The following is a 19,315-nucleotide window of genomic DNA, read 5'->3' on the forward strand; positions in this document are numbered from 1 at the left end:
TGCAATTCTCGTAGGCCGGATAAGGTGCGCAGCACCGCATCCGGCAACGTAATCGTAAATTACACCGTCTCCAGCCGGGCGTAAGCCGCTACCAGCCATTTAATACCCTGGCCCTGGAATGCCACCTGCAAACGACTATGTTCGCCGCTACCTTCCATATTAACGATAGTTCCTTCACCGAACTTGGCGTGACGCACGCGCTGACCGAGCTTGTAGCCGCTGTCGTTCTCAACCATCGGCGTACCCATACGCTGATGGCTAACCGGACGACTTACCGTGGCGCGCAGGCGTACCTCTTCCACACACTCTTCCGGCAGCTCGCCGATAAAGCGCGACGGGCGATGGTAAACTTCTTTGCCGTACAGGCGGCGGGTTTCCGCGTAGGTCAGCGTCAGTTTCTGCATCGCACGGGTTACGCCAACGTAGGCCAGACGGCGTTCTTCTTCCAGACGCCCGCCTTCATCCAGCGACATCTGGCTTGGGAACATGCCCTCTTCCATACCGACAATAAACACCTGCGGGAACTCCAGGCCTTTTGCCGAGTGTAGCGTCATCAGCTGTACCGCATCCTGCCAGGTATCCGCCTGCCCTTCACCTGCTTCGAGCGCCGCATGGGAGAGGAACGCCTGTAGCGGCATTAAATCTTCGTCTTCTTCGTTGTAGCTGAACTGGCGCGTTGCCGTCACCAGTTCCTCTAAGTTTTCGATACGCGTCTGGCCTTTTTCGCCTTTCTCCTGCTCGTACATGGTGCGCAGGCCGGAGTCTTTAATTACCCGGTCAGTCTGTACATGCAGCGGCATATCGGCAGTTTCTTGCGCTAAGGCGTCAATCAGTTCCATAAACCGCTGCAAGGCGCTGGCAGCACGTCCGGCGAGGGCTTTTTCCTGCAACAGTTCACGACACGCCTGCCAGAGAGTTAACTGGCGATCGCGCGATGTCTGACGTACCACGTCCAGCGTCCGGTCACCAATACCCCGTGTTGGCGTATTGACCACGCGTTCAAACGCCGCGTCATCGTTGCGGTTGGCGATCAGGCGCAGATACGAGAGCGCATCTTTGATTTCCTGACGTTCGAAGAAGCGCATACCGCCATAAATACGATACGGCATACTGGCCTGCAATAAGGCTTCTTCAAGTACACGCGACTGGGCGTTGCTACGGTAGAGAATGGCGCACTCAGCGAGCGCACCGCCGTTGTCCTGCCAGGTTTTGATGCGGTTAACGACAAAACGCGCTTCGTCGAGTTCGTTAAAGGCGCAATAGAGGGAAATCGGCTCACCGTCCGCGCCATCAGTCCACAGTTTTTTACCCAGACGCCCGTTGTTGTTTTCAATCAGGGCGTTGGCGGCGCTCAGAATGTTGCTGGTTGAGCGGTAGTTCTGCTCCAGACGAATAGTTTCGGCACCGGGGAAATCATTGAGGAAACGCTGAATATTCTCTACCTGCGCCCCACGCCAGCCGTAGATTGACTGGTCGTCATCACCAACAATCATCACTTTGCCGGTATCGCCCGCCAGCAGACGGATCCACGCGTACTGAATGTTGTTGGTATCCTGGAATTCGTCCACCAGAATGTTGGTGAAACGTTCGCGATAGTGCTGAAGGATATGTGGCTTGTTAAGCCACAACTCATGCGCGCGTAGCAGCAGTTCGGCGAAGTCCACCAGGCCTGCGCGGTCACACGCTTCCTGATACGCCTGATAAACCTTCTGCCAGGTCTGCTCCACCGGATTACCGTAGCTTTGAATATGGTGCGGACGCAGCCCTTCGTCCTTCTGGCTGTTGATGTACCACATTGCCTGGCGCGGCGGCCACTGCTTCTCGTCGAGGTTCATCGCCTTGATCAGACGCTTAAGCAAGCGTAGCTGGTCTTCACTGTCGAGGATCTGGAAATCCTGCGGCAGATTGGCGTCCATATGGTGCGCACGCAGCAAACGGTGCGCCAGTCCGTGGAAGGTGCCGACCCACATGCCGCCCTGGCTGGTGCCCATCAGCTGCCCAATACGATGACGCATCTCTGCCGCCGCTTTGTTGGTAAACGTTACCGCCATAATCGAGTATGGCGAGCAGTTTTCCACGCTCATCAGCCAGGCGATACGATGCACCAGTACGCGCGTCTTACCACTGCCCGCGCCCGCCAGCACCAGAAGATTGCTGCGTGGCGCGGCCACCGCTTCGCGCTGTTTGTCATTAAGGCTTTCGAGCAGGTAAGAAACGTCCATTGGCACCGCCGCGTAAAAATAGGTTGGGCGGAGAAGCGCAACGCCCTCCGCCAAAAAGCTGGGTATATATACAGATTTGCTGATTATATCAGCGAGGTCAGAGATGCCAACCGGGAAATTTCCAGATGTGGGAGTAAACGGCTGTCCCAGGTTTGCATCAGGCAGCCATTTTCCGGTCTGATCCAACAGGCCTGCATTCCGCTGCGGATCGCCCCACCCACGTCGGTGGTAAGATCGTCACCTACATGTAAGATCTCGCCGATCGGCACATTGAGTTTTTCTGCCGCCAGAAAGTACATATCGCTGAACGGTTTCGAGCGCCCGTGCGGGCCAGCGCGCAGCACAAACTCAAAGTAGTCGCCCAGACCAAACAGTTCCGGCTGCGCGTTACCGTTGGTGATCGCTACCAGCGGCCATTTCTTTGCCAGCTGTTTTAAGATGTCGTGGGTTTGCTGCGGAACATCGATTCGGCTGCGCCATTTGGCAAAGTTGATCATCGCCGCGTGTGCGCCTGCGCTGGCTTCTTCCGCGCTCAGCCCGGCGTCAAGCATCGCTTGTTCAATCGAGCGAAAACGCCAGCGCGTCACGTCGTGATAAATCTCGGGTTCTGCTTCCCGTACCGCCTGGCGCAGACGTTGCAGATCTTCATTCTGGAAGCTGCGCAGCGCCGGATGATAATTTTGCACAAAAGTCAGCGCCTCCCGCTCGGTGCGCAAAATCACCGGACGGTTGTCGTAAAGGGTATCATCCAGGTCAAAGGTGAGCGCCGAGATGCGCCCCAAAGGCCGGTAAAAACGCATTATTTCCCCCGTTTGGCGCGTGGATGCGCCGCATCATACACCGAGGCAAGGTGTTGAAAATCAAGATGAGTATAGATTTGTGTGGTTGAGAGATTGGCATGACCCAACAGCTCTTGCACACCACGCAGATCACCACTCGACTCCAGCATATGCGTGGCGAATGAGTGACGTAATTTATGCGGGTGAACGTGATTATTCAGCCCCTGTTTTATGCCCCATTCGGCAAAGCGTTTCTGCACATTACGCGCGGAGATACGCTTGCCCAGTTTCGACAGGAAAAGCGCGTCGTCTTCGCTACCAAACAGGTCACGCAAATCAAGCCAGTGCTCAATCCACGCCACGGCGTTGCGACCAATCGGCAGGCGGCGCTCTTTGCTGCCTTTTCCCATCACCCACACTTCGCCGGACTCCAGGTCGAGATGTTTGATATCCAGCCCCACCAGTTCGGAAAGACGCAGCCCCGCGCCGTACATCACTTCCAGCATCGCCCGGTCGCGCACGGCGAGGGGATCGTTGATATCGATATCCAGCAGCCGATTCATATCATCGACGTCGATATTTTTCGGCAGATGACGCGGCGCTTTCGGTGCCGAAACACCTTTTGCCGGGTTAGCTTTGAGTTCGTTCTGGCTGACCAGCCAGTCAAAAAAGCTACGTAGCGCAGAAAGCCGCAACGCGAGGCTTGCCGCTCCCAACCCTTTACGACGACTGCGTACAGCAAAATTACGCACCATCGTCACATCACATTGTTGCCAGCTTTGCAGGCCGTTTTCGCTGGCAAAATTGATGATCGCCTCAAGTTGGCGCTGGTAGTTAACCAGGGTAATCGGGCTAAGCTGACGCTCTACGCCGAGATAACGTAGGTAGCGTTCCACATCGGTATGTAAATCGGTCATACGCGTTCAATCCAACGCTCCAGAAGCTCCGGCATCATCAGCGCAATTTCATGGAGTAACTGCGTTCCCTGCCCTTGTTGATAATGGTTGGCATCGCGACTGGTGAACAGCACCACACCAAGATCAGCATCACTTCCCAGCATCGACATCGCCACCGACCCCACCGCTTTCGCTTCCGGCAGCACCACCAGCAGTTCCGGCCCGTTAAGCGGCCCCAGATAATGCTGTTCCTGCCCCAGACGCTGAATACGCAGCGGTTCGAAAGCCTGACGGCTTAATGCCAGATGGGTATGGTTCGACGGCGCACCTAAACGCCAGCGATCCGGAAACAGGCGCACACTCGCGCCAGCCAGGCCGAGATCGCGAGCCCAGCGGTGAAAGCGCATTAGCATATCGTCGAGGCTGCTGGCGGCAGTAAGAGTGCGCTGCAAATAGAGTAAGCGATAAAACAGGCCTTCGTTAGCGATAGCCTGTTCCATCAACAGCGCCATGTTCTCTTCCAGAACATGAATATGGTTACGCGCGCGAGCCATATGCCATTCGACGAGTGAAACGGTGCCACGTACCGGATGCGGCACACGAATTGACTCTACTGCGTGCGCATTGCGGATAAAAAACTCAGGATTTTTAATCAGATAATCGACAACCGCCCGGTCATCAAGCTCCGTGAGTGTTTCCTGTAGTTCTTCCCCTGGTTGCTTCATAGATGAATAAATCCGTCGTAAACATGTACTGCCGGACCCGTCATATATAACGGATGACCCGGACCTTTCCAGGCAATATCAAGGCGACCGCCTGGGAGTTCCACACGAACTTCTTCGGCCAGCAAACCTTGCTGAATCCCTACCGCTACCGCCGCACACGCGCCGCTGCCGCAGGCCTGGGTTTCTCCTGCACCACGTTCATAGACACGTAAACGAATATGCTCGCGCTTAACCACTTGCATAAAACCGATGTTGGCACGTTCCGGGAAACGTTCGTGGCTTTCCAGAACAGGCCCCAGTGTTTCTACCGCCGCAGTATCGACATCATCGACCTGAATCACGCAGTGCGGATTTCCCATCGACACCACGCCGCATAAGATTGTCTGCTCGGCGGCGCGCATGATATAGGTCTTTTCCGCTTTGTTGGCGCGAAATGGCACGGCGGAAGGTTCGAAATTTGGTTCCCCCATATTTACCCGTACCAGATCGTCATCAGTGACGGTCAGTACCATCCGACCATTGGCAGTGCTGACGCGAATATCGCGCTTATTGGTCAGCCCTTTCAGGCGTACAAAGCGGGCAAAGCAGCGTGCACCGTTGCCACACTGCGCCACTTCACTACCGTCAGCATTGAAAATGCGATAGTGGAAATCCAGTTCTGGATCGTACGGCGGCTCGACCACCAGTAGCTGATCAAAACCCACACCCAGGTGCCGATCCGCCAGGCGACGAATCAGATCCGGTGAAAAAAAGACATTCTGCGTTACCGCGTCGACGACCATAAAATCGTTGCCAAGGCCATGCATTTTCGAGAACTGCATCATTTACTCCAATCACGCGGGTACAGAAACTGACTTTTAGTAATTCACCTGAGATGGGCCATCGCCAGTGGCGCGGTCGTTTTTATCCGGCAACGTGGATTGTGTTTGCGTATCTACCGGTTTAGTCGGCGGTGGCGCATTTTTATCTGCGGGCGGGAAATAGAGCGGACCTTTCAAACCGCAGCCCGTCAGGCTGAAAAGAGTAAGTAATACAGTGAGTGCTTTAAACACGTTTTTCATTATGGATTGCCTGTAAAGTTCATCGCTTTCTGCTTTCTATCATCGCAGGAGAAGACGTAAAAGCAAGCGTTTAGCGACTCTTTATGAAGTCTGAAAAGTGAGGAATTGCTGCGAGTATAACGCTTACAAGAGAGGATTTATGTTTTGCTGGTAGTTTCGTGATCGGCACCTCGCGCCAGGATGGCTTTATGCACTATCGCAATGTTTATACCTGGACCGATACAGAGGTAAGGGTTACACCCTCCCCCTGCCCGGCGAAAACACACGTCAGAGAGGAAGATGTGCGTGAAATTCAAAACAGAGACATTATTATTTCGATGACGGAGGAATCATGCCGGAACGCAGCAGCAGACGGGCAAACTTTGATGCCCTGACGCCAGGCCGCTATACTGCCGCCATCACGTAAAAACAGGATACAACAATGAACGACAGTGAATTTCATCGCCTGGCTGACCAACTGTGGCTAACCATTGAAGAACACCTGGACGACTGGGATGGCGACAGCGATATCGACTGCGAAATCAACGGCGGCGTACTGACCATTACCTTTGAAAACGGCAGCAAAATCATTATCAACCGCCAGGAACCGCTGCACCAGGTATGGCTGGCAACCAAACAGGGCGGCTACCACTTTGATCTGAAAGGCGACGAATGGATTTGCGATCGCAGTGGCGAAACCTTCTGGGATTTGCTGGAACAGGCGGCGACGCAGCAGGCGGGAGAGAGGGTGAGCTTCCGTTAAGGTTTCATGCCGGATAAGCCTCGCTTTCCGGCATACTCATCACGAAAAATACTGCTGTAACAGCGGCGTGTCATTATCCTGATTGGCTGGCGGCATGTTGCCGATAGATTTGGTACGGAACGGAATGACCTGTTCGCGACCATCGACCTTCACAATCTGATAGAACTGCGGCAGGTTGAAGTTGATGAAACTGGAGCCGTAAGTGAAACGGTCGTGCGATGACGAGTAGAAACGGCTGACGTCACGCACCAACTCCTCTTTGCTACCTTCGCAGTGGTGATATACCTCAACCCGATTGCTTTCATCGAGAATGTAGATATTAAAGCCGTTCTCATCGTGCGTTTCTTCGAAGAAGAACTGGATGATCCCTTCGCTGGCAAAGCCATCCACTACTGCCGGTAATTTGACGTGATTGGTCTCAACCTGCACTGACAAACCATGCAGTTTGTTATGCGAGATCGCGCCATAAAACTCGATAGCATTTTCCAGTTTCTGCACAGACACATTCAGGCGTTCGAAGAACAAGCCCCAGGTTTGACCAGAAACGCGCAGCGCCTTGAAGCGCCCGGTTTCCTGGCGAGTGCTGGAAAGACGCAGTTCGATACACTCAGAAACCAGTTGTTGCACGCGAGTACGGATTAATCCGCGCAGATGCTGACTGTAGCAGAAGACTTCTACGCTATCAGGCGGAGCGGCGTCCTGATGCATTTTGCCAAGAATCGTTTTCAGGGCTTCAATCATCGACTGCTCGCCGTTGAAATGTAGCGTACGCACTTCATTCCACGAGTTGCGATACAACAGATCAACACTACCCACCAGGCATTTTTGTTCTTCGCCAAAGCTGAAGACATCCAGCTTACGGAAATCGAAATGTACTACCTGATTACGAAACGCTGTCGTCGGGTCATATTCCAGGTTGACGATAATCGCCAGATGGCGGATCTCACAAGGACTGTAGAGCGCCTTCGGCGTCGGCGCAGGTAAGCGCAACGGGAAATGGTGCGACACATCAGCCACCATCTCTTGCAACTTAGGCAGATCGACAATGCCGTTGCCTTTAATAAACAAATGCGTTCGTGATGTCAGCAAGCCATTAAACCACGCCCAGGCCACCAGCTTATTCAGATAGCGGTTATATTCCAGCGGCTGATGGCTGATGATCGACTCGATTGTCGGCGCACGATTATACAGATACCAGCCAGAACGATTAGCGCGGCCCGGCGGTACATAAATAAAGGTCAGGTTTGGCTCGGAAAGATCCGGTGAAATCTGCGGGTTTACCAGCGTCACTTTCCCCGGTAATGCTTCAAACGCAGCGTACAGTTTACGCGTCAGCACGCCGATATCCTGCGGGCTGGCGGAAACGCTAAGATTATTGCGACGGGCAAAGCGGATCAGATTACGGTAGCTCTGCATCATTGCATCAAGCAACTCGTTGTGCGCTTCACGCACCTGATCAATCTTCCAGTTGGCGCGATTATCGAGCATCGCCAGACGGGCTTCGTCCCATCCCCACTCTTTTACCAGTTGGCTTAAGACTTCCCGACGCCAGCCTACGCAAGCGCGCTCGCGGCTGAGTTTTTCGCACACTTTTAAATAGAAGCAGCGGCGCACTAAATCCAGACGGGTGAAATCTTCAATTGCCGTCAAATATTCAGTAACGCGTTCCAGCATCATGCAGTACGGATCGAGACCAAATGACACTATCTCGCCGTCGTGCAAACGCTGTTTGATATCTTTCGCCAGCAGGCGTGGGTCTGGATATTCCCAGGAATAAGCTTCCAGCAACAGTGTTTTCAGCACCGCTTTGTACGGAGAATCGATACTTTTGTAGAGTTGCCAAAGGCTGGCACCAAAGTACTCTTCAGCGGAAAGCGAGCTTAAGCCACCGAGATCCAGCCATTCATTTGGCGTTAATACACCCTGCGCGTAGAGCGTCATTACGTAGTCATCGTAATGCTCCTCTTCGTCGCACGGCACCATATTCCACAGAATACGCTTACCGGCGAGACGCACGGCGGTACGATAAAATTCGTCAAGCAGCAGTATATGCTGGGTAGAGCCACAATCTTCCCCCCCCAGACTGCCACTTTCATTATGGCGGAAACGGTTTTCATCAATCAGGAAGAAGCTGACTTCCACGCCCAGCGAGGCGGCCCAGCTTTCCAGCAGACTGCATTTACGTTGTAGTAACTGGCGCTCTTCGCTATCGAGCCAGGATTGATGGCAGACCCAGATATCCAGATCGGAGGAACAGCTTTGCCCTATAGACGAGGTGCTGCCCATGGTGTATACGCCAGTAATCGGAAGCTCGCCTTTTGGCGGGTCCTGTACTGACATTCCACGATACAGTTCCAGTTCGTTCAGGTAGTGGCGTTGGGTTTCATCAGGCGTGTAAAGGCAAATGCCCCTGGGAACATTACCATCAAGGTAACCCGGCATTAGCGGATGGTGATAGTGCAACAATGTCGGCAGCAGACTGTAGACCTGTTGGAATGCAGGCCCCATAGCAGCAAGCGCGCGATCCACGCGCAATTGATTTATGGCATCCAGTCTCTGTTTCAGAGTCTCAATATAGAGGTACAAGACGTATCGCCTGATTTGCTACCCGTCATGTCTGTGATTCCGCCAACATCAACGGAAACACGCGGCATTCGGGATATTTCGTATGTCAAAGGTAACCGTACCACTTTCCGCGCCTGGTTTTTTTAGTTTCACGACGAAAAAATGGTCTAAAACGTGATCAATTTAACACCTTGCCGGTTGACCGTAAAGAAAGATGCGCTACATACAAGTGTAGCACCGTTTATTCTCTGTAAATTCCTTATTACGACGGCTTGAAGCGCCTGTCAGGAACCACCGCCTGGCTACATTTTACGTTTTACACAGGCATCGACGTTTCACCACAACACTGACATCGCTCCGGCAAGGATGTTAGGATGGACCATGGATGATAATGACGGTAACAAGCATGTTAGACAATGTTTTAAGAATTGCCACACGCCAAAGCCCACTTGCACTCTGGCAGGCACATTATGTCAAAGACAAGTTGATGGCGAGCCATCCAGGGCTGGTGGTTGAACTGGTGCCGATGGTGACGCGCGGCGATGTGATTCTTGATACGCCGCTGGCGAAGGTTGGCGGAAAAGGCTTATTTGTGAAAGAGCTGGAGGTCGCGCTCCTGGAAAACCGTGCCGATATCGCCGTGCATTCAATGAAAGATGTGCCGGTTGAATTTCCGCAAGGTCTGGGGCTGGTCACCATTTGCGAGCGCGAAGATCCTCGCGATGCCTTTGTTTCCAATAACTATGAAAGTCTGGATGCGTTACCCGCAGGCAGCATCGTCGGTACTTCCAGCTTACGCCGCCAGTGCCAACTGGCTGAACGCCGTCCGGATCTCATTATCCGTTCTCTGCGCGGCAATGTCGGTACTCGTCTGAGTAAACTGGATAATGGCGAATACGATGCCATTATTCTTGCTGTGGCTGGCTTAAAACGTTTAGGGCTGGAGTCTCGCATTCGTGCTGCGCTGCCGCCTGAAGTTTCTCTTCCAGCAGTAGGACAAGGTGCAGTAGGCATTGAATGCCGCCTGGATGATTCGCGCACCCGCGAGGTACTCACCGCGCTGAATCACCACGAAACGGCGCTGCGCGTCACCGCCGAACGTGCCATGAATACCCGCCTCGAAGGCGGTTGTCAGGTGCCGATTGGTAGCTATGCCGAACTTATCAATGGCGAAATCTGGCTGCGTGCGCTGGTTGGCGCACCGGACGGTTCGCAGATTATTCGCGGTGAGCGCCGTGGCTCGCCGCAGGCTGCCGAGCAAATGGGCATTTCGCTGGCGGAAGAGCTACTGAATAACGGCGCGCGCGAGATCCTCGCCGAAGTTTACAGCGGAGATGCGCCAGCATGAGTATCCTGGTCACCCGCCCATCTCCCGCAGGAGAAGAGTTAGTGAGCCGTCTGCGCGCACTGGGACAGGTGGCCTGGCATTTTCCGCTGATTGAGTTTTCTCCGGGTCGGCAACTGCCACAACTTGCCGACCAGCTGGCGGCACTGAGCGAAGGAGATCTACTATTTGCCCTTTCGCAACATGCCGTTGCTTTTGCACAGTCGCAACTGCATCAGCAAGGTCTCCAGTGGCCCGCCCTACCCGCTTATTTCGCCATTGGTCGCACTACCGCACTGGCGCTGCATACCGTGAGCGGACACGAAGTTCGTTATCCGCAGGATCGGGAAATCAGCGAAGTCTTGCTACAATTACCTGAATTACAAAATATTGCAGGCAAACGTGCGCTAATTTTACGTGGCAACGGCGGTCGTGAGCTGATCGGGGACACCCTGACGGCACGCGGTGCTGAAGTCATTTTTTGCGAATGTTATCAACGATGCGCCATTCATTACGATGGTGCAGAAGAAGCGATGCGCTGGCAAACTCGCGAAGTGACAACGATCGTTGTTACCAGCGGTGAAATGCTGCAACAGCTCTGGTCGCTGATTCCACGATGGTATCGTGAGCACTGGTTACTACGCTGTCGACTACTGGTCGTCAGCGAGCGTCTGGCGAAACTCGCCCGGGAACTGGGCTGGCAAGATATTAAGGTCGCCGATAACGCAGACAACGATGCGCTTTTACGGGCATTACAATAACTCTCATAACAGGAAGCCATAATGACGGAACAAGAAAAAACCTCCGCCGTGGTTGAAGAGACCAGGGAGGTCGTGGACACCACGCCACAATCTGTCACAGTAGAAAAAAAGAGTAATAACAGTACTGCTCTGATTTTAAGTGCGGTGGCTATCGCTATTGCTCTGGCTGCAGGTGTCGGTTTGTATGGCTGGGGTAAACAACAGGCCGTCAATCAGACGACCACCAGTGATGTTCTGGCTAACCAACTCGCGGCTCTGCAAAAAGCCCAGGAGAGCCAAAAAGCCGAGCTGGAAAGCATCATCAAGCAACAGGCTACACAGCTAGAGCAGGCAAATCGTCAGCAGGAAACGCTGGCCAAACAGCTGGATGAAGTTCAACAAAAGGTCGCCACTATCTCAGGTAGTGATGCCAAGACCTGGCTGCTGGCGCAGGCTGATTTCCTTGTGAAGCTCGCCGGACGTAAGTTGTGGAGCGATCAGGACGTCACTACCGCTGCGGCATTGCTGAAAAGCGCAGACGCCAGCCTGGCGGATATGAATGACCCAAGTCTTATTACCGTTCGCCGGGCAATTACCGATGATATCGCCAGCCTTTCTGCGGTCTCGCAGGTAGATTATGACGGCATCATCCTCAAGCTGAATCAGCTTTCTAATCAGGTTGATAACCTGCGTCTGGCCGATAATGATAGCGACGGTTCGCCGATGGATTCCGATGGTGAAGAGCTTTCCAGCTCCATCAGCGAATGGCGCATCAATCTGCAAAAAAGCTGGCAGAACTTTATGGACAACTTCATTACGATTCGCCGTCGTGATGACACCGCCGTACCGCTGTTAGCACCGAATCAGGATATCTATCTGCGCGAAAATATTCGCTCTCGCCTGCTGGTCGCGGCACAAGCTGTACCACGTCATCAGCAAGAGACTTACCGCCAGGCGCTGGAGAACGTCTCCACCTGGGTACGTGCTTACTACGATACTGACGATGCCACCACCAAAGCGTTCCTCGACGAGGTGGATCAGTTAAGTCAGCAAAATATCTCGATGGTTCTCCCGGAAACCCTGCAAAGCCAGGCAATGCTGGAAAAACTGATGCAGACTCGCGTGCGCAATCTGCTGGCGCAACCAGTAACACCAGTAGCGGAGGCTGCACCTGCACCGCAAGCTGATACACCGGCAGCCGCGCCGCAAGGAGAATAACCATGCTAAAAGTGTTATTGCTCTTTGTGTTGCTGATTGCAGGCATCGTCGTTGGCCCAATGATTGCCGGACATCAGGGTTACGTACTGATCCAGACGGATAACTACAATATCGAAACCAGCGTCACGGGACTGGCAATCATTTTGATTCTGGCTATGGTGGTGCTGTTTGCTATCGAATGGTTACTGCGACGGATTTTCCGCACAGGCGCGCACACTCGCGGTTGGTTTGTCGGGCGTAAACGTCGCCGCGCGCGTAAACAGACCGAACAGGCGCTGCTGAAACTGGCGGAAGGTGATTATCAGCAAGTCGAAAAGCTGATGGCGAAAAATGCCGATCATGCTGAGCAACCCGTAGTGAACTATTTGCTGGCTGCCGAAGCCGCGCAACAGCGTGGTGATGAATCGCGCGCCAATCAGCATCTGGAACGCGCGGCGGAACTGGCGGGCAATGATACCATTCCGGTAGAAATCGCCCGCGTTCGCCTGCAACTGGCGCGTAATGAAAACCATGCAGCACGCCACGGCGTGGATAAGTTGTTGGAAGTAACGCCACGCCATCCAGAAGTATTACGTCTGGCTGAACAGGCTTATATCCGCACGGGCGCATGGAGTTCGCTACTGGACATCATCCCATCAATGGCGAAAGCCCACGTTAGCGATGAAGAACACCGCGCCGCACTGGAACAACAGGCATGGATTGGTCTGATGGATCAGGCGCGGGCTGATGACGGTAGTGAAGGCTTGCGTAACTGGTGGAAAAATCAAAGCCGGAAAACGCGTCATCAGGTGGCGTTGCAGGTGGCAATGGCGGAACATCTTATTGAGTGTGATGACCATGACACCGCCCAGCAAATTATCATCGACGGCCTGAAACACCAGTATGACGATCGTTTGCTGCTGCCGATCCCACGCCTGAAAACCAACAATCCAGAACAACTGGAAAAAGTGCTGCGCCAACAGATCAAAAACGTGGGCGATCGCCCGCTGTTATGGAGCACATTGGGTCAGTCGCTGATGAAACATGGCGAATGGCAGGAAGCATCCCTCGCCTTCCGTGCGGCGCTGAAACAACGCCCGGACGCCTATGATTATGCATGGCTTGCCGACGTGCTGGACAGACTGCACAAGCCGGAAGAAGCCGCAGCGATGCGCCGCGACGGTTTAATGCTGACCTTACAGAACAACCCGCCGCAATAGTTCTCTCTCACCCGGAGGCAAGCACCTCCGGGGGCTTTCTGATACATAAAAAAACGCCTGCTCTTATTACGGAGCAGGCGTTAAAACAGGTCTGTATGACAACAAGTGGGTGCTTCACTCAACGTTGTGTCCATGGTGTCTGATGAGGCAAAAGCGACATCTGTCAGTGGACGATAAGCACCGTAAACGGCTCTGCGTCATTCCTAAGTTTATGAGGCACTAAGGCGAACATAAGAGATGGAATGAGCATCTACCCAATTATTATGCCACACTGACCCTGGAAATAACATCCTTTAATACTTGTTATGAGACAATTCTGTACCCTGTTTTCATGCACTTGCAATAATTACATTAGTGAATGTTATCTCAAATCTGGCAACCGCGATTATATATTTCATGAATAATTAAAGTCGTTAAATAGGCAATATAAATATTAATTGAATTCAAAATAAAAACAGCATAAATAATCAATAATATATAATAAACCAGCCTTACATATCCGCCACGCTGGAGGTAGGATTGAAAATGCTCTCCTGATATTCATATACATTCCCACAGTATATAAATAATATATTTCCATAAATTATTTATATAACTATTTTATCAGGGAGAAGGATCTCAATTATCAATGCTTAATTACGTCATCATTTTGATGACATGAAACCGGAGCATTTTGCATGGAATTTTCGTTTTCACCCAAACTTCTTGTTGTTGCTGTCGCCGCCGCTCTTCCTCTCATGGCCAGCGCAGCAGATACCCCGTCAACTGCCACCGCACGCAAAGGCTTTGCCGGATACGATCACCCAAACCAGTATCTGGTTAAACCGGCGACCACTATTGCCGACAACATGATGCCAGTAATGCAGCATCCGGCGCAGGATAAAGAAACCCAGCAGAAACTGGCGGAACTTGAGAAAAAAACCGGCAAGAAACCGAACGTGGTTGTTTTCTTGCTGGACGATGTAGGCTGGATGGACGTTGGCTTTAACGGCGGCGGCGTGGCAGTAGGTAACCCAACGCCAGATATTGACGCCGTTGCCAGCCAGGGGCTGATTTTAACGTCTGCTTATTCACAACCCAGTTCTTCACCAACCCGCGCAACGATTCTCACTGGACAGTATTCCATCCACCACGGCATTTTGATGCCGCCGATGTACGGACAACCTGGCGGTCTGCAAGGGTTAACGACACTACCGCAACTGCTGCATGATCAAGGCTATGTCACCCAGGCCATCGGGAAATGGCACATGGGGGAAAACAAAGAGTCGCAGCCACAGAACGTCGGCTTTGATGATTTCCGTGGCTTCAACTCAGTGTCCGATATGTATACCGAATGGCGTGATGTTCACGTAAACCCGGAAGTCGCCCTGAGCCCGGATCGTTCTGAATACATCAAAAAACTGCCGTTCAGTAAAGATGACGTTCATGCGGTGCGCGGCGGTGAACAGGAAGCCATTGCCGACATTACGCCGAAATATATGGAAGATCTGGATCAGCGTTGGATGGAATATGGCGTTAAGTTCCTCGACAAAATGGCGAAAAGCGACAAACCTTTCTTCCTCTATTACGGTACTCGCGGCTGTCACTTTGATAACTACCCGAACGCAAAATATGCGGGAAGTTCTCCGGCGCGCACCTCTTACGGCGACTGTATGGTTGAGATGAACGATGTGTTCGCCAACCTGTATAAAGCACTGGAGAAAAACGGTCAGCTCGATAACACGCTGATTGTCTTTACCTCCGATAACGGCCCGGAAGCCGAAGTGCCGCCGCACGGTCGCACACCGTTTCGTGGCTCTAAAGGTTCGACCTGGGAAGGCGGCGTTCGCGTACCGACTTTCGTTTACTGGAAAGGGATGATCCAACCGCGTAAATCTGACGGTATTGTCGATCTGGCAGATCTCTTCCCTACCGCGCTGGATCTGGCTGGTCATCCTGGGGCGAAAGTGGCAAATTTAGTGCCGAAAACCACCTTTATCGATGGCGTGGATCAGACATCCTTCTTCCTGGGAACAAATGGTCAGTCTAACCGTAAGGCCGAGCACTACTTCCTCAACGGTAAACTCGCTGCTGTGCGTATGGATGAGTTCAAATATCATGTTCTTATTCAGCAGCCATATGCCTATACCCAGAGCGGATATCAGGGAGGATTCACCGGTACAGTAATGCAAACGGCGGGCTCTGCGGTATTTAATCTCTATACCGATCCGCAGGAAAGCGACTCCATCGGCGTGCGCCATATTCCGATGGGAGTACCGCTACAGACCGAAATGCATGCGTATATGGAGATCCTGAAAAAATATCCGCCACGCGCGCAGATTAAATCTGATTAAGCCGGCGCTATCGCTACATCGGGCCACACTGACCTTGCCGGATGCGGCGTGAACGCCTTATCCGGCAATCAACCGCAGGCGGCCTCCAAATGGCCGCTTTTTACTTACTCACTACCATCAAATGTGCCTGCATAATGTCACTGGCCGGGCGGCCGTGCGCCAGCAAATCAGCCATTGCTTTAAGATATGGCGGTAGATGGCGGAAATAACGCTGATACCCGGCACACAAATAATTCAGCCCCGGTTTGCCGCTGATATCGAGCATAAAGCGGTGTTTCGGGCAGCCTCCCCAACATGCTTTTAACACGTTACAACTGCGACACTGCGCCGGTAACTGCTTAAATTTATCTTCACCAAACGCCTGCTGCTGTGGGGAATCTACCATTTCTGCGAGGGTCTGCTGAAGCATATTCCCCAGCCGATATTGCGGATAAACAAAATGATCGCAGGCGTAAACGTCACCGTTGTGCTCAATAATCACCGAACGTCCACAGGTTGGCTGATGATGGCAAACCGCACCCGGCGCACCGACAAAATTGGCAAACGCCCATTCGATATTCATCACGAAAATCTTGCCGACGTCGCGTTTGATCCAGTGGTCGAATATCGCCACCAGAAATTCACCAAATTCATCGGGGCGCACTGACCATTCCGTCAGTTCCCCCTGAATATCACCAGGCGCCTGTAATTTTAGCCCGTCGCTGGCAGATTTTTCATCCGCCAGCCGCTCCACTACAGGAATAAACTGGATGAACTCCACGCCCGCATCACGCAAAAAGTCATAAACCTGCAACGGTTGCAGCGCGCTGGTGCGGTTAACGCACGCCAGCACGTTATAATCAACGTGATATTTTTGCAGTAGTTTAAGTGCGCGCATCACCAGCTTATGCGTTGGTCTGCCACCTTTAGTCACGCGATATTGATTGTGGATCTCAGCCGGGCCATCCAGCGATAACCCAACAAGAAAATGATTTTCTGCCAGAAATGCACACCATTCTTCATCAAGCAGCACACCGTTAGTCTGGAAGCTGTTACTTACCTTCCTGCCAGCACCATATTTCGCCTGTAGCGCCACTGCACGACGGTAAAAATCCAGCCCGAGTAACGTTGGTTCGCCGCCCTGCCAGGTAAATGCCACTTCGTTTTGGGGTTCGCTGGCAGCGATATAGTGACGGACATACGCTTCCAGCATTTCATCGTCCATATGCGTGACAGGTTGTTCGCGGTAAAGGGATTGTTTTTCGAGATAAAAACAGTAGTCACAGTTCAGATTACAATCTGAACCGCTCGGTTTCGCCATTACGTGAAAAGCACGCGTTGGAACCTGTTGCAGCATAGTCGCTCCTTGCCTGAAGTCGTCCTTCGATGAATTTAAGGGCGAAATAATACCGTTTGGCAATGATTAACTACGGGCGTTTATTGCGAAGGGAGAGTGATGGAATGCACAGAAAACAAAAAACCCCGCCGAAGCGGGGTTCAAAATTGGTCGGCGAGAGAGGATTCGAACCTCCGACCCACTGGTCCCAAACCAGTTGCGCTACCAAGCTGCGCTACTCGCCGAAATACTGCTTTTTGAATTTTTAGTTCAATTCTTTAAAGTCGTGGTGCGAGGGGGGGGACTTGAACCCCCACGTCCGTAAGGACACTAACACCTGAAGCTAGCGCGTCTACCAATTCCGCCACCTTCGCATTGTCACAACTTCTAATAATGGGGTGGCTAATGGGATTCGAACCCACGACAACTGGAATCACAATCCAGGGCTCTACCAACTGAGCTATAGCCACCACTACAAATCTTGTTACGCGGTATTACTACCACCGCAGCTCAAGCGCCGGGACTAAATGGCGCGCCCGACAGGATTCGAACCTGAGACCTCTGCCTCCGGAGGGCAGCGCTCTATCCAGCTGAGCTACGGGCGCTTAGCGCCGTTGCGGGGGTGGATAATACGGACTTCGCACCCCTCTGTCTAGTCCCTTTTTAAATAAAATGCGCGTTTGGTTACGGTTTGTGCATTTTGCTGCTTATTCCTCCAGTTTATGCGCTTTACCGTGGCGATTAAGCCCAAAAACTTTATAAATCGCCGTCACCGCCAGCATAAAGATGATGCCAACAAACAGCGACATACGCGTATCTTCATTAAAGTACATGCCGATCAAAACGCAAATCAGGAATGCCATTGTTACGTAGTTGGCCCACGGGAACAGAATGGAGCGGAACGGATGGCTGGCAATCGCCGCTTTGTGCGCACGACGAAAACGCAGTTGGCTTATCAAAATCACAAACCATGGCACCATCCCCGGAAGCACGCTGGCACTGTAGACGTAAACAAACACACGCTGTGGATTGGGGATGATGTAATTCAGGCATGAACCAATCAACAGAATGGCTATTGATACCGCCACGCCTGCAACCGGCACGCCGTGACGGGAAACTTTCGCCATCGCCGCAGGTAACTGGCGGTTTTTCGCCAGCGCGTAGAGCATACGTCCGCAACTGTACATGCCGCTGTTACAGCCAGAGAGAGCCGCCGTCAGCACCACAAAGTTGATAATGCCCGCCGCTGCGGTAATGCCGATTTTGGCGAAAGTCAGTACGAATGGGCTGCCGTTGCTGCCTATTTCATTCCACGGGAAGATAGTGACGATAACGAAAATCGCGCCTACGTAGAAAATCAGGATTCGCCATAGCACTTTGCCTACGGCACTGCGCAACGTCACCTGCGGATTCTTCGCTTCACCGGCGGTGATGCCAATCAGCTCCACGCCCTGGTAGGACGCCACCACGATACACAAGGCGGTGAGGAAGCCTTTCCAGCCACCCGCAAAGAAACCGCCATGCTCTGTGAGATTGCTAAAACCAATCGACTGCCCGCCATTGCCAAAACCAAAGAAAATCACGCCCAGGCCAATGACGATCATCACAATGATTGTGGTGACTTTGATCATCGCGAACCAGAACTCGATTTCGCCATACAACCGCACCGCCGCCAGATTCGCCAGCGCCACCAGCGCCACCGCGATCAATGCGGGTATCCACTGTGCCATCTCCGGGAACCAGAACTGGACGTAGACGCCGATGGCGGTAATTTCCGAGATCCCCACCGCCATCCACATAAACCAGTAAGACCAGGCGGTGAGATAGCCAAAGAACGGGCTCATATAACGATGCGCGTAAACGGCGAACGAACCGGTAACCGGTTCGAGGAACAACATTTCGCCCATTGAACGCATAATGAAAAAGACGAACAGCCCGGCGATGATATAGGCCAACAATACGGATGGCCCAGCCCATTTCAGGGTACTGGCGGCCCCCATAAACAAGCCAACGCCAATGGTGCCCCCCAGGGCGATGAGTTCGATATGTCGAGCTTCCAGCCCACGCTGTAGCTCTGGTTTGTTATCTGCCATAAATCCTCGTGTTGTGTTTGCATGCTTTTCCGGTGTTACCGGTTATCGTTATGGGTACATCGAGTGTTGCGAATGTTTTCGTAATTTAGAAGAAATGGCAAAT

The 19,315-nt window shown here is 52.6% G+C and carries 15 protein-coding genes, 4 tRNA genes and 1 pseudogene; 7 read left to right on the plus strand and 13 right to left on the minus strand.

Annotated elements, in window-relative coordinates; translation table 11 throughout:
- Positions 1 to 59: 59 nt before the first annotated feature.
- From uvrD to lptM, 6 genes are all read right to left on the minus strand, one after another.
- On the minus strand, positions 60 to 2,222 hold the full coding sequence (uvrD, locus tag A7Z29_RS19495) for a DNA helicase II (protein WP_000383446.1): 2,163 nt from the start codon (positions 2,220 to 2,222) through the stop codon (positions 60 to 62).
- 83 nt (positions 2,223 to 2,305) lie between these two features.
- On the minus strand, positions 2,306 to 3,022 hold the full coding sequence (yigB, locus tag A7Z29_RS19500) for a 5-amino-6-(5-phospho-D-ribitylamino)uracil phosphatase YigB (protein ID WP_105290665.1): 717 nt from the start codon (positions 3,020 to 3,022) through the stop codon (positions 2,306 to 2,308).
- Positions 3,022 to 3,918, minus strand: a complete 897-nt coding sequence (gene xerC / locus A7Z29_RS19505; protein ID WP_105290666.1) for a tyrosine recombinase XerC — start codon at positions 3,916 to 3,918, stop codon at positions 3,022 to 3,024. Before xerC ends, yigB begins: the two co-directional genes overlap by 1 nt.
- Complete coding sequence (locus A7Z29_RS19510; protein WP_000812782.1) at positions 3,915 to 4,622, minus strand: DUF484 domain-containing protein; 708 nt, start codon at positions 4,620 to 4,622, stop codon at positions 3,915 to 3,917. The genes xerC and A7Z29_RS19510 overlap by 4 nt, the downstream gene beginning before the upstream one ends.
- Entirely contained in the window at positions 4,619 to 5,443 is an 825-nt protein-coding gene (gene dapF / locus A7Z29_RS19515; RefSeq protein ID WP_001160645.1) for a diaminopimelate epimerase, read from the minus strand. Before dapF ends, A7Z29_RS19510 begins: the two co-directional genes overlap by 4 nt.
- Before the next feature lie 36 nt (positions 5,444 to 5,479).
- On the minus strand, positions 5,480 to 5,683 hold the full coding sequence (gene lptM, locus A7Z29_RS19520) for an LPS translocon maturation chaperone LptM (RefSeq protein WP_000799886.1): 204 nt from the start codon (positions 5,681 to 5,683) through the stop codon (positions 5,480 to 5,482).
- A gap of 197 nt (positions 5,684 to 5,880) precedes the next feature.
- On the opposite strand from lptM, the pseudogene A7Z29_RS23510 reads away from it, so the two are divergent.
- Positions 5,881 to 6,057, plus strand: a pseudogene (locus A7Z29_RS23510) (DKNYY family protein); the annotation flags it as partial.
- 47 nt (positions 6,058 to 6,104) lie between these two features.
- Positions 6,105 to 6,425 (plus strand): iron donor protein CyaY, encoded by a 321-nt coding sequence (gene cyaY, locus A7Z29_RS19525; RefSeq protein WP_000999935.1) that lies wholly within the window; start codon positions 6,105 to 6,107, stop codon positions 6,423 to 6,425.
- 39 nt (positions 6,426 to 6,464) lie between these two features.
- Here cyaY and cyaA read toward each other — a convergent pair whose 3' ends face one another.
- On the minus strand, positions 6,465 to 9,011 hold the full coding sequence (gene cyaA / locus A7Z29_RS19530) for a class I adenylate cyclase (protein WP_000281706.1): 2,547 nt from the start codon (positions 9,009 to 9,011) through the stop codon (positions 6,465 to 6,467).
- A 385-nt stretch (positions 9,012 to 9,396) separates the two neighbouring features.
- On the opposite strand from cyaA, the gene hemC reads away from it, so the two are divergent.
- The 5 genes from hemC (at position 9,397) to aslA (ending at position 15,804) form a co-directional block, all read left to right on the plus strand.
- Positions 9,397 to 10,338, plus strand: coding sequence for a hydroxymethylbilane synthase (hemC, locus tag A7Z29_RS19540; RefSeq protein ID WP_094185021.1), 942 nt, complete (start codon positions 9,397 to 9,399; stop codon positions 10,336 to 10,338).
- On the plus strand, positions 10,335 to 11,075 hold the full coding sequence (gene hemD / locus A7Z29_RS19545) for a uroporphyrinogen-III synthase (protein WP_000026036.1): 741 nt from the start codon (positions 10,335 to 10,337) through the stop codon (positions 11,073 to 11,075). The genes hemC and hemD overlap by 4 nt, the downstream gene beginning before the upstream one ends.
- A gap of 21 nt (positions 11,076 to 11,096) precedes the next feature.
- Positions 11,097 to 12,272, plus strand: a complete 1,176-nt coding sequence (hemX, locus tag A7Z29_RS19550; RefSeq protein ID WP_000139133.1) for a uroporphyrinogen-III C-methyltransferase — start codon at positions 11,097 to 11,099, stop codon at positions 12,270 to 12,272.
- A 2-nt stretch (positions 12,273 to 12,274) separates the two neighbouring features.
- Positions 12,275 to 13,471, plus strand: a complete 1,197-nt coding sequence (gene hemY, locus A7Z29_RS19555; RefSeq protein WP_000921807.1) for a protoheme IX biogenesis protein HemY — start codon at positions 12,275 to 12,277, stop codon at positions 13,469 to 13,471.
- A gap of 677 nt (positions 13,472 to 14,148) precedes the next feature.
- On the plus strand, positions 14,149 to 15,804 hold the full coding sequence (aslA, locus tag A7Z29_RS19560; protein ID WP_105281094.1) for an arylsulfatase AslA: 1,656 nt from the start codon (positions 14,149 to 14,151) through the stop codon (positions 15,802 to 15,804).
- A 100-nt stretch (positions 15,805 to 15,904) separates the two neighbouring features.
- On the opposite strand, the gene A7Z29_RS19565 is transcribed toward aslA, so the two are convergent.
- From A7Z29_RS19565 to thrP, 6 genes are all read right to left on the minus strand, one after another.
- Positions 15,905 to 17,140 carry an anaerobic sulfatase maturase gene (locus A7Z29_RS19565; protein ID WP_105290667.1) on the minus strand — a complete coding sequence of 412 codons (1,236 nt, stop codon included), beginning with the start codon at positions 17,138 to 17,140 and terminating at the stop codon, positions 15,905 to 15,907.
- Between the two features lie 147 nt (positions 17,141 to 17,287).
- Positions 17,288 to 17,364: transfer RNA gene (locus A7Z29_RS19570), tRNA-Pro, on the minus strand.
- A 42-nt stretch (positions 17,365 to 17,406) separates the two neighbouring features.
- Positions 17,407 to 17,493 (minus strand) — tRNA-Leu (locus A7Z29_RS19575).
- 20 nt (positions 17,494 to 17,513) lie between these two features.
- Positions 17,514 to 17,589: transfer RNA gene (locus tag A7Z29_RS19580), tRNA-His, on the minus strand.
- Positions 17,590 to 17,647: 58 nt separating this feature from the next.
- Positions 17,648 to 17,724 (minus strand) — tRNA-Arg (locus tag A7Z29_RS19585).
- A 102-nt stretch (positions 17,725 to 17,826) separates the two neighbouring features.
- Positions 17,827 to 19,212 (minus strand): bifunctional threonine/serine APC transporter ThrP, encoded by a 1,386-nt coding sequence (gene thrP, locus A7Z29_RS19590; RefSeq protein WP_000774731.1) that lies wholly within the window; start codon positions 19,210 to 19,212, stop codon positions 17,827 to 17,829.
- Positions 19,213 to 19,315: the final 103 nt, after the last annotated feature.

The organism is Escherichia sp. MOD1-EC6842 (genome assembly GCF_002965705.1).
Lineage (GTDB): Bacteria > Pseudomonadota > Gammaproteobacteria > Enterobacterales > Enterobacteriaceae > Escherichia > Escherichia ruysiae.

What these genes read in the sequence shown, in the direction of transcription:
- uvrD (WP_000383446.1), bottom strand. Translation starts at nt 2,222, where the DNA reads ATGGACGTTTCTTACCTGCTCGAAAGCCTTAATGACAAACAGCGCGAA.
- yigB (WP_105290665.1), bottom strand. Translation starts at nt 3,022, where the DNA reads ATGCGTTTTTACCGGCCTTTGGGGCGCATCTCGGCGCTCACCTTTGAC.
- xerC (WP_105290666.1), bottom strand. Translation starts at nt 3,918, where the DNA reads ATGACCGATTTACATACCGATGTGGAACGCTACCTACGTTATCTCGGC.
- A7Z29_RS19510 (WP_000812782.1), bottom strand. Translation starts at nt 4,622, where the DNA reads ATGAAGCAACCAGGGGAAGAACTACAGGAAACACTCACGGAGCTTGAT.
- dapF (WP_001160645.1), bottom strand. Translation starts at nt 5,443, where the DNA reads ATGCAGTTCTCGAAAATGCATGGCCTTGGCAACGATTTTATGGTCGTC.
- lptM (WP_000799886.1), bottom strand. Translation starts at nt 5,683, where the DNA reads ATGAAAAACGTGTTTAAAGCACTCACTGTATTACTTACTCTTTTCAGC.
- cyaY (WP_000999935.1), top strand. Translation starts at nt 6,105, where the DNA reads ATGAACGACAGTGAATTTCATCGCCTGGCTGACCAACTGTGGCTAACC.
- hemC (WP_094185021.1), top strand. Translation starts at nt 9,397, where the DNA reads ATGTTAGACAATGTTTTAAGAATTGCCACACGCCAAAGCCCACTTGCA.
- hemD (WP_000026036.1), top strand. Translation starts at nt 10,335, where the DNA reads ATGAGTATCCTGGTCACCCGCCCATCTCCCGCAGGAGAAGAGTTAGTG.
- hemX (WP_000139133.1), top strand. Translation starts at nt 11,097, where the DNA reads ATGACGGAACAAGAAAAAACCTCCGCCGTGGTTGAAGAGACCAGGGAG.
- hemY (WP_000921807.1), top strand. Translation starts at nt 12,275, where the DNA reads ATGCTAAAAGTGTTATTGCTCTTTGTGTTGCTGATTGCAGGCATCGTC.
- aslA (WP_105281094.1), top strand. Translation starts at nt 14,149, where the DNA reads ATGGAATTTTCGTTTTCACCCAAACTTCTTGTTGTTGCTGTCGCCGCC.
- A7Z29_RS19565 (WP_105290667.1), bottom strand. Translation starts at nt 17,140, where the DNA reads ATGCTGCAACAGGTTCCAACGCGTGCTTTTCACGTAATGGCGAAACCG.
- thrP (WP_000774731.1), bottom strand. Translation starts at nt 19,212, where the DNA reads ATGGCAGATAACAAACCAGAGCTACAGCGTGGGCTGGAAGCTCGACAT.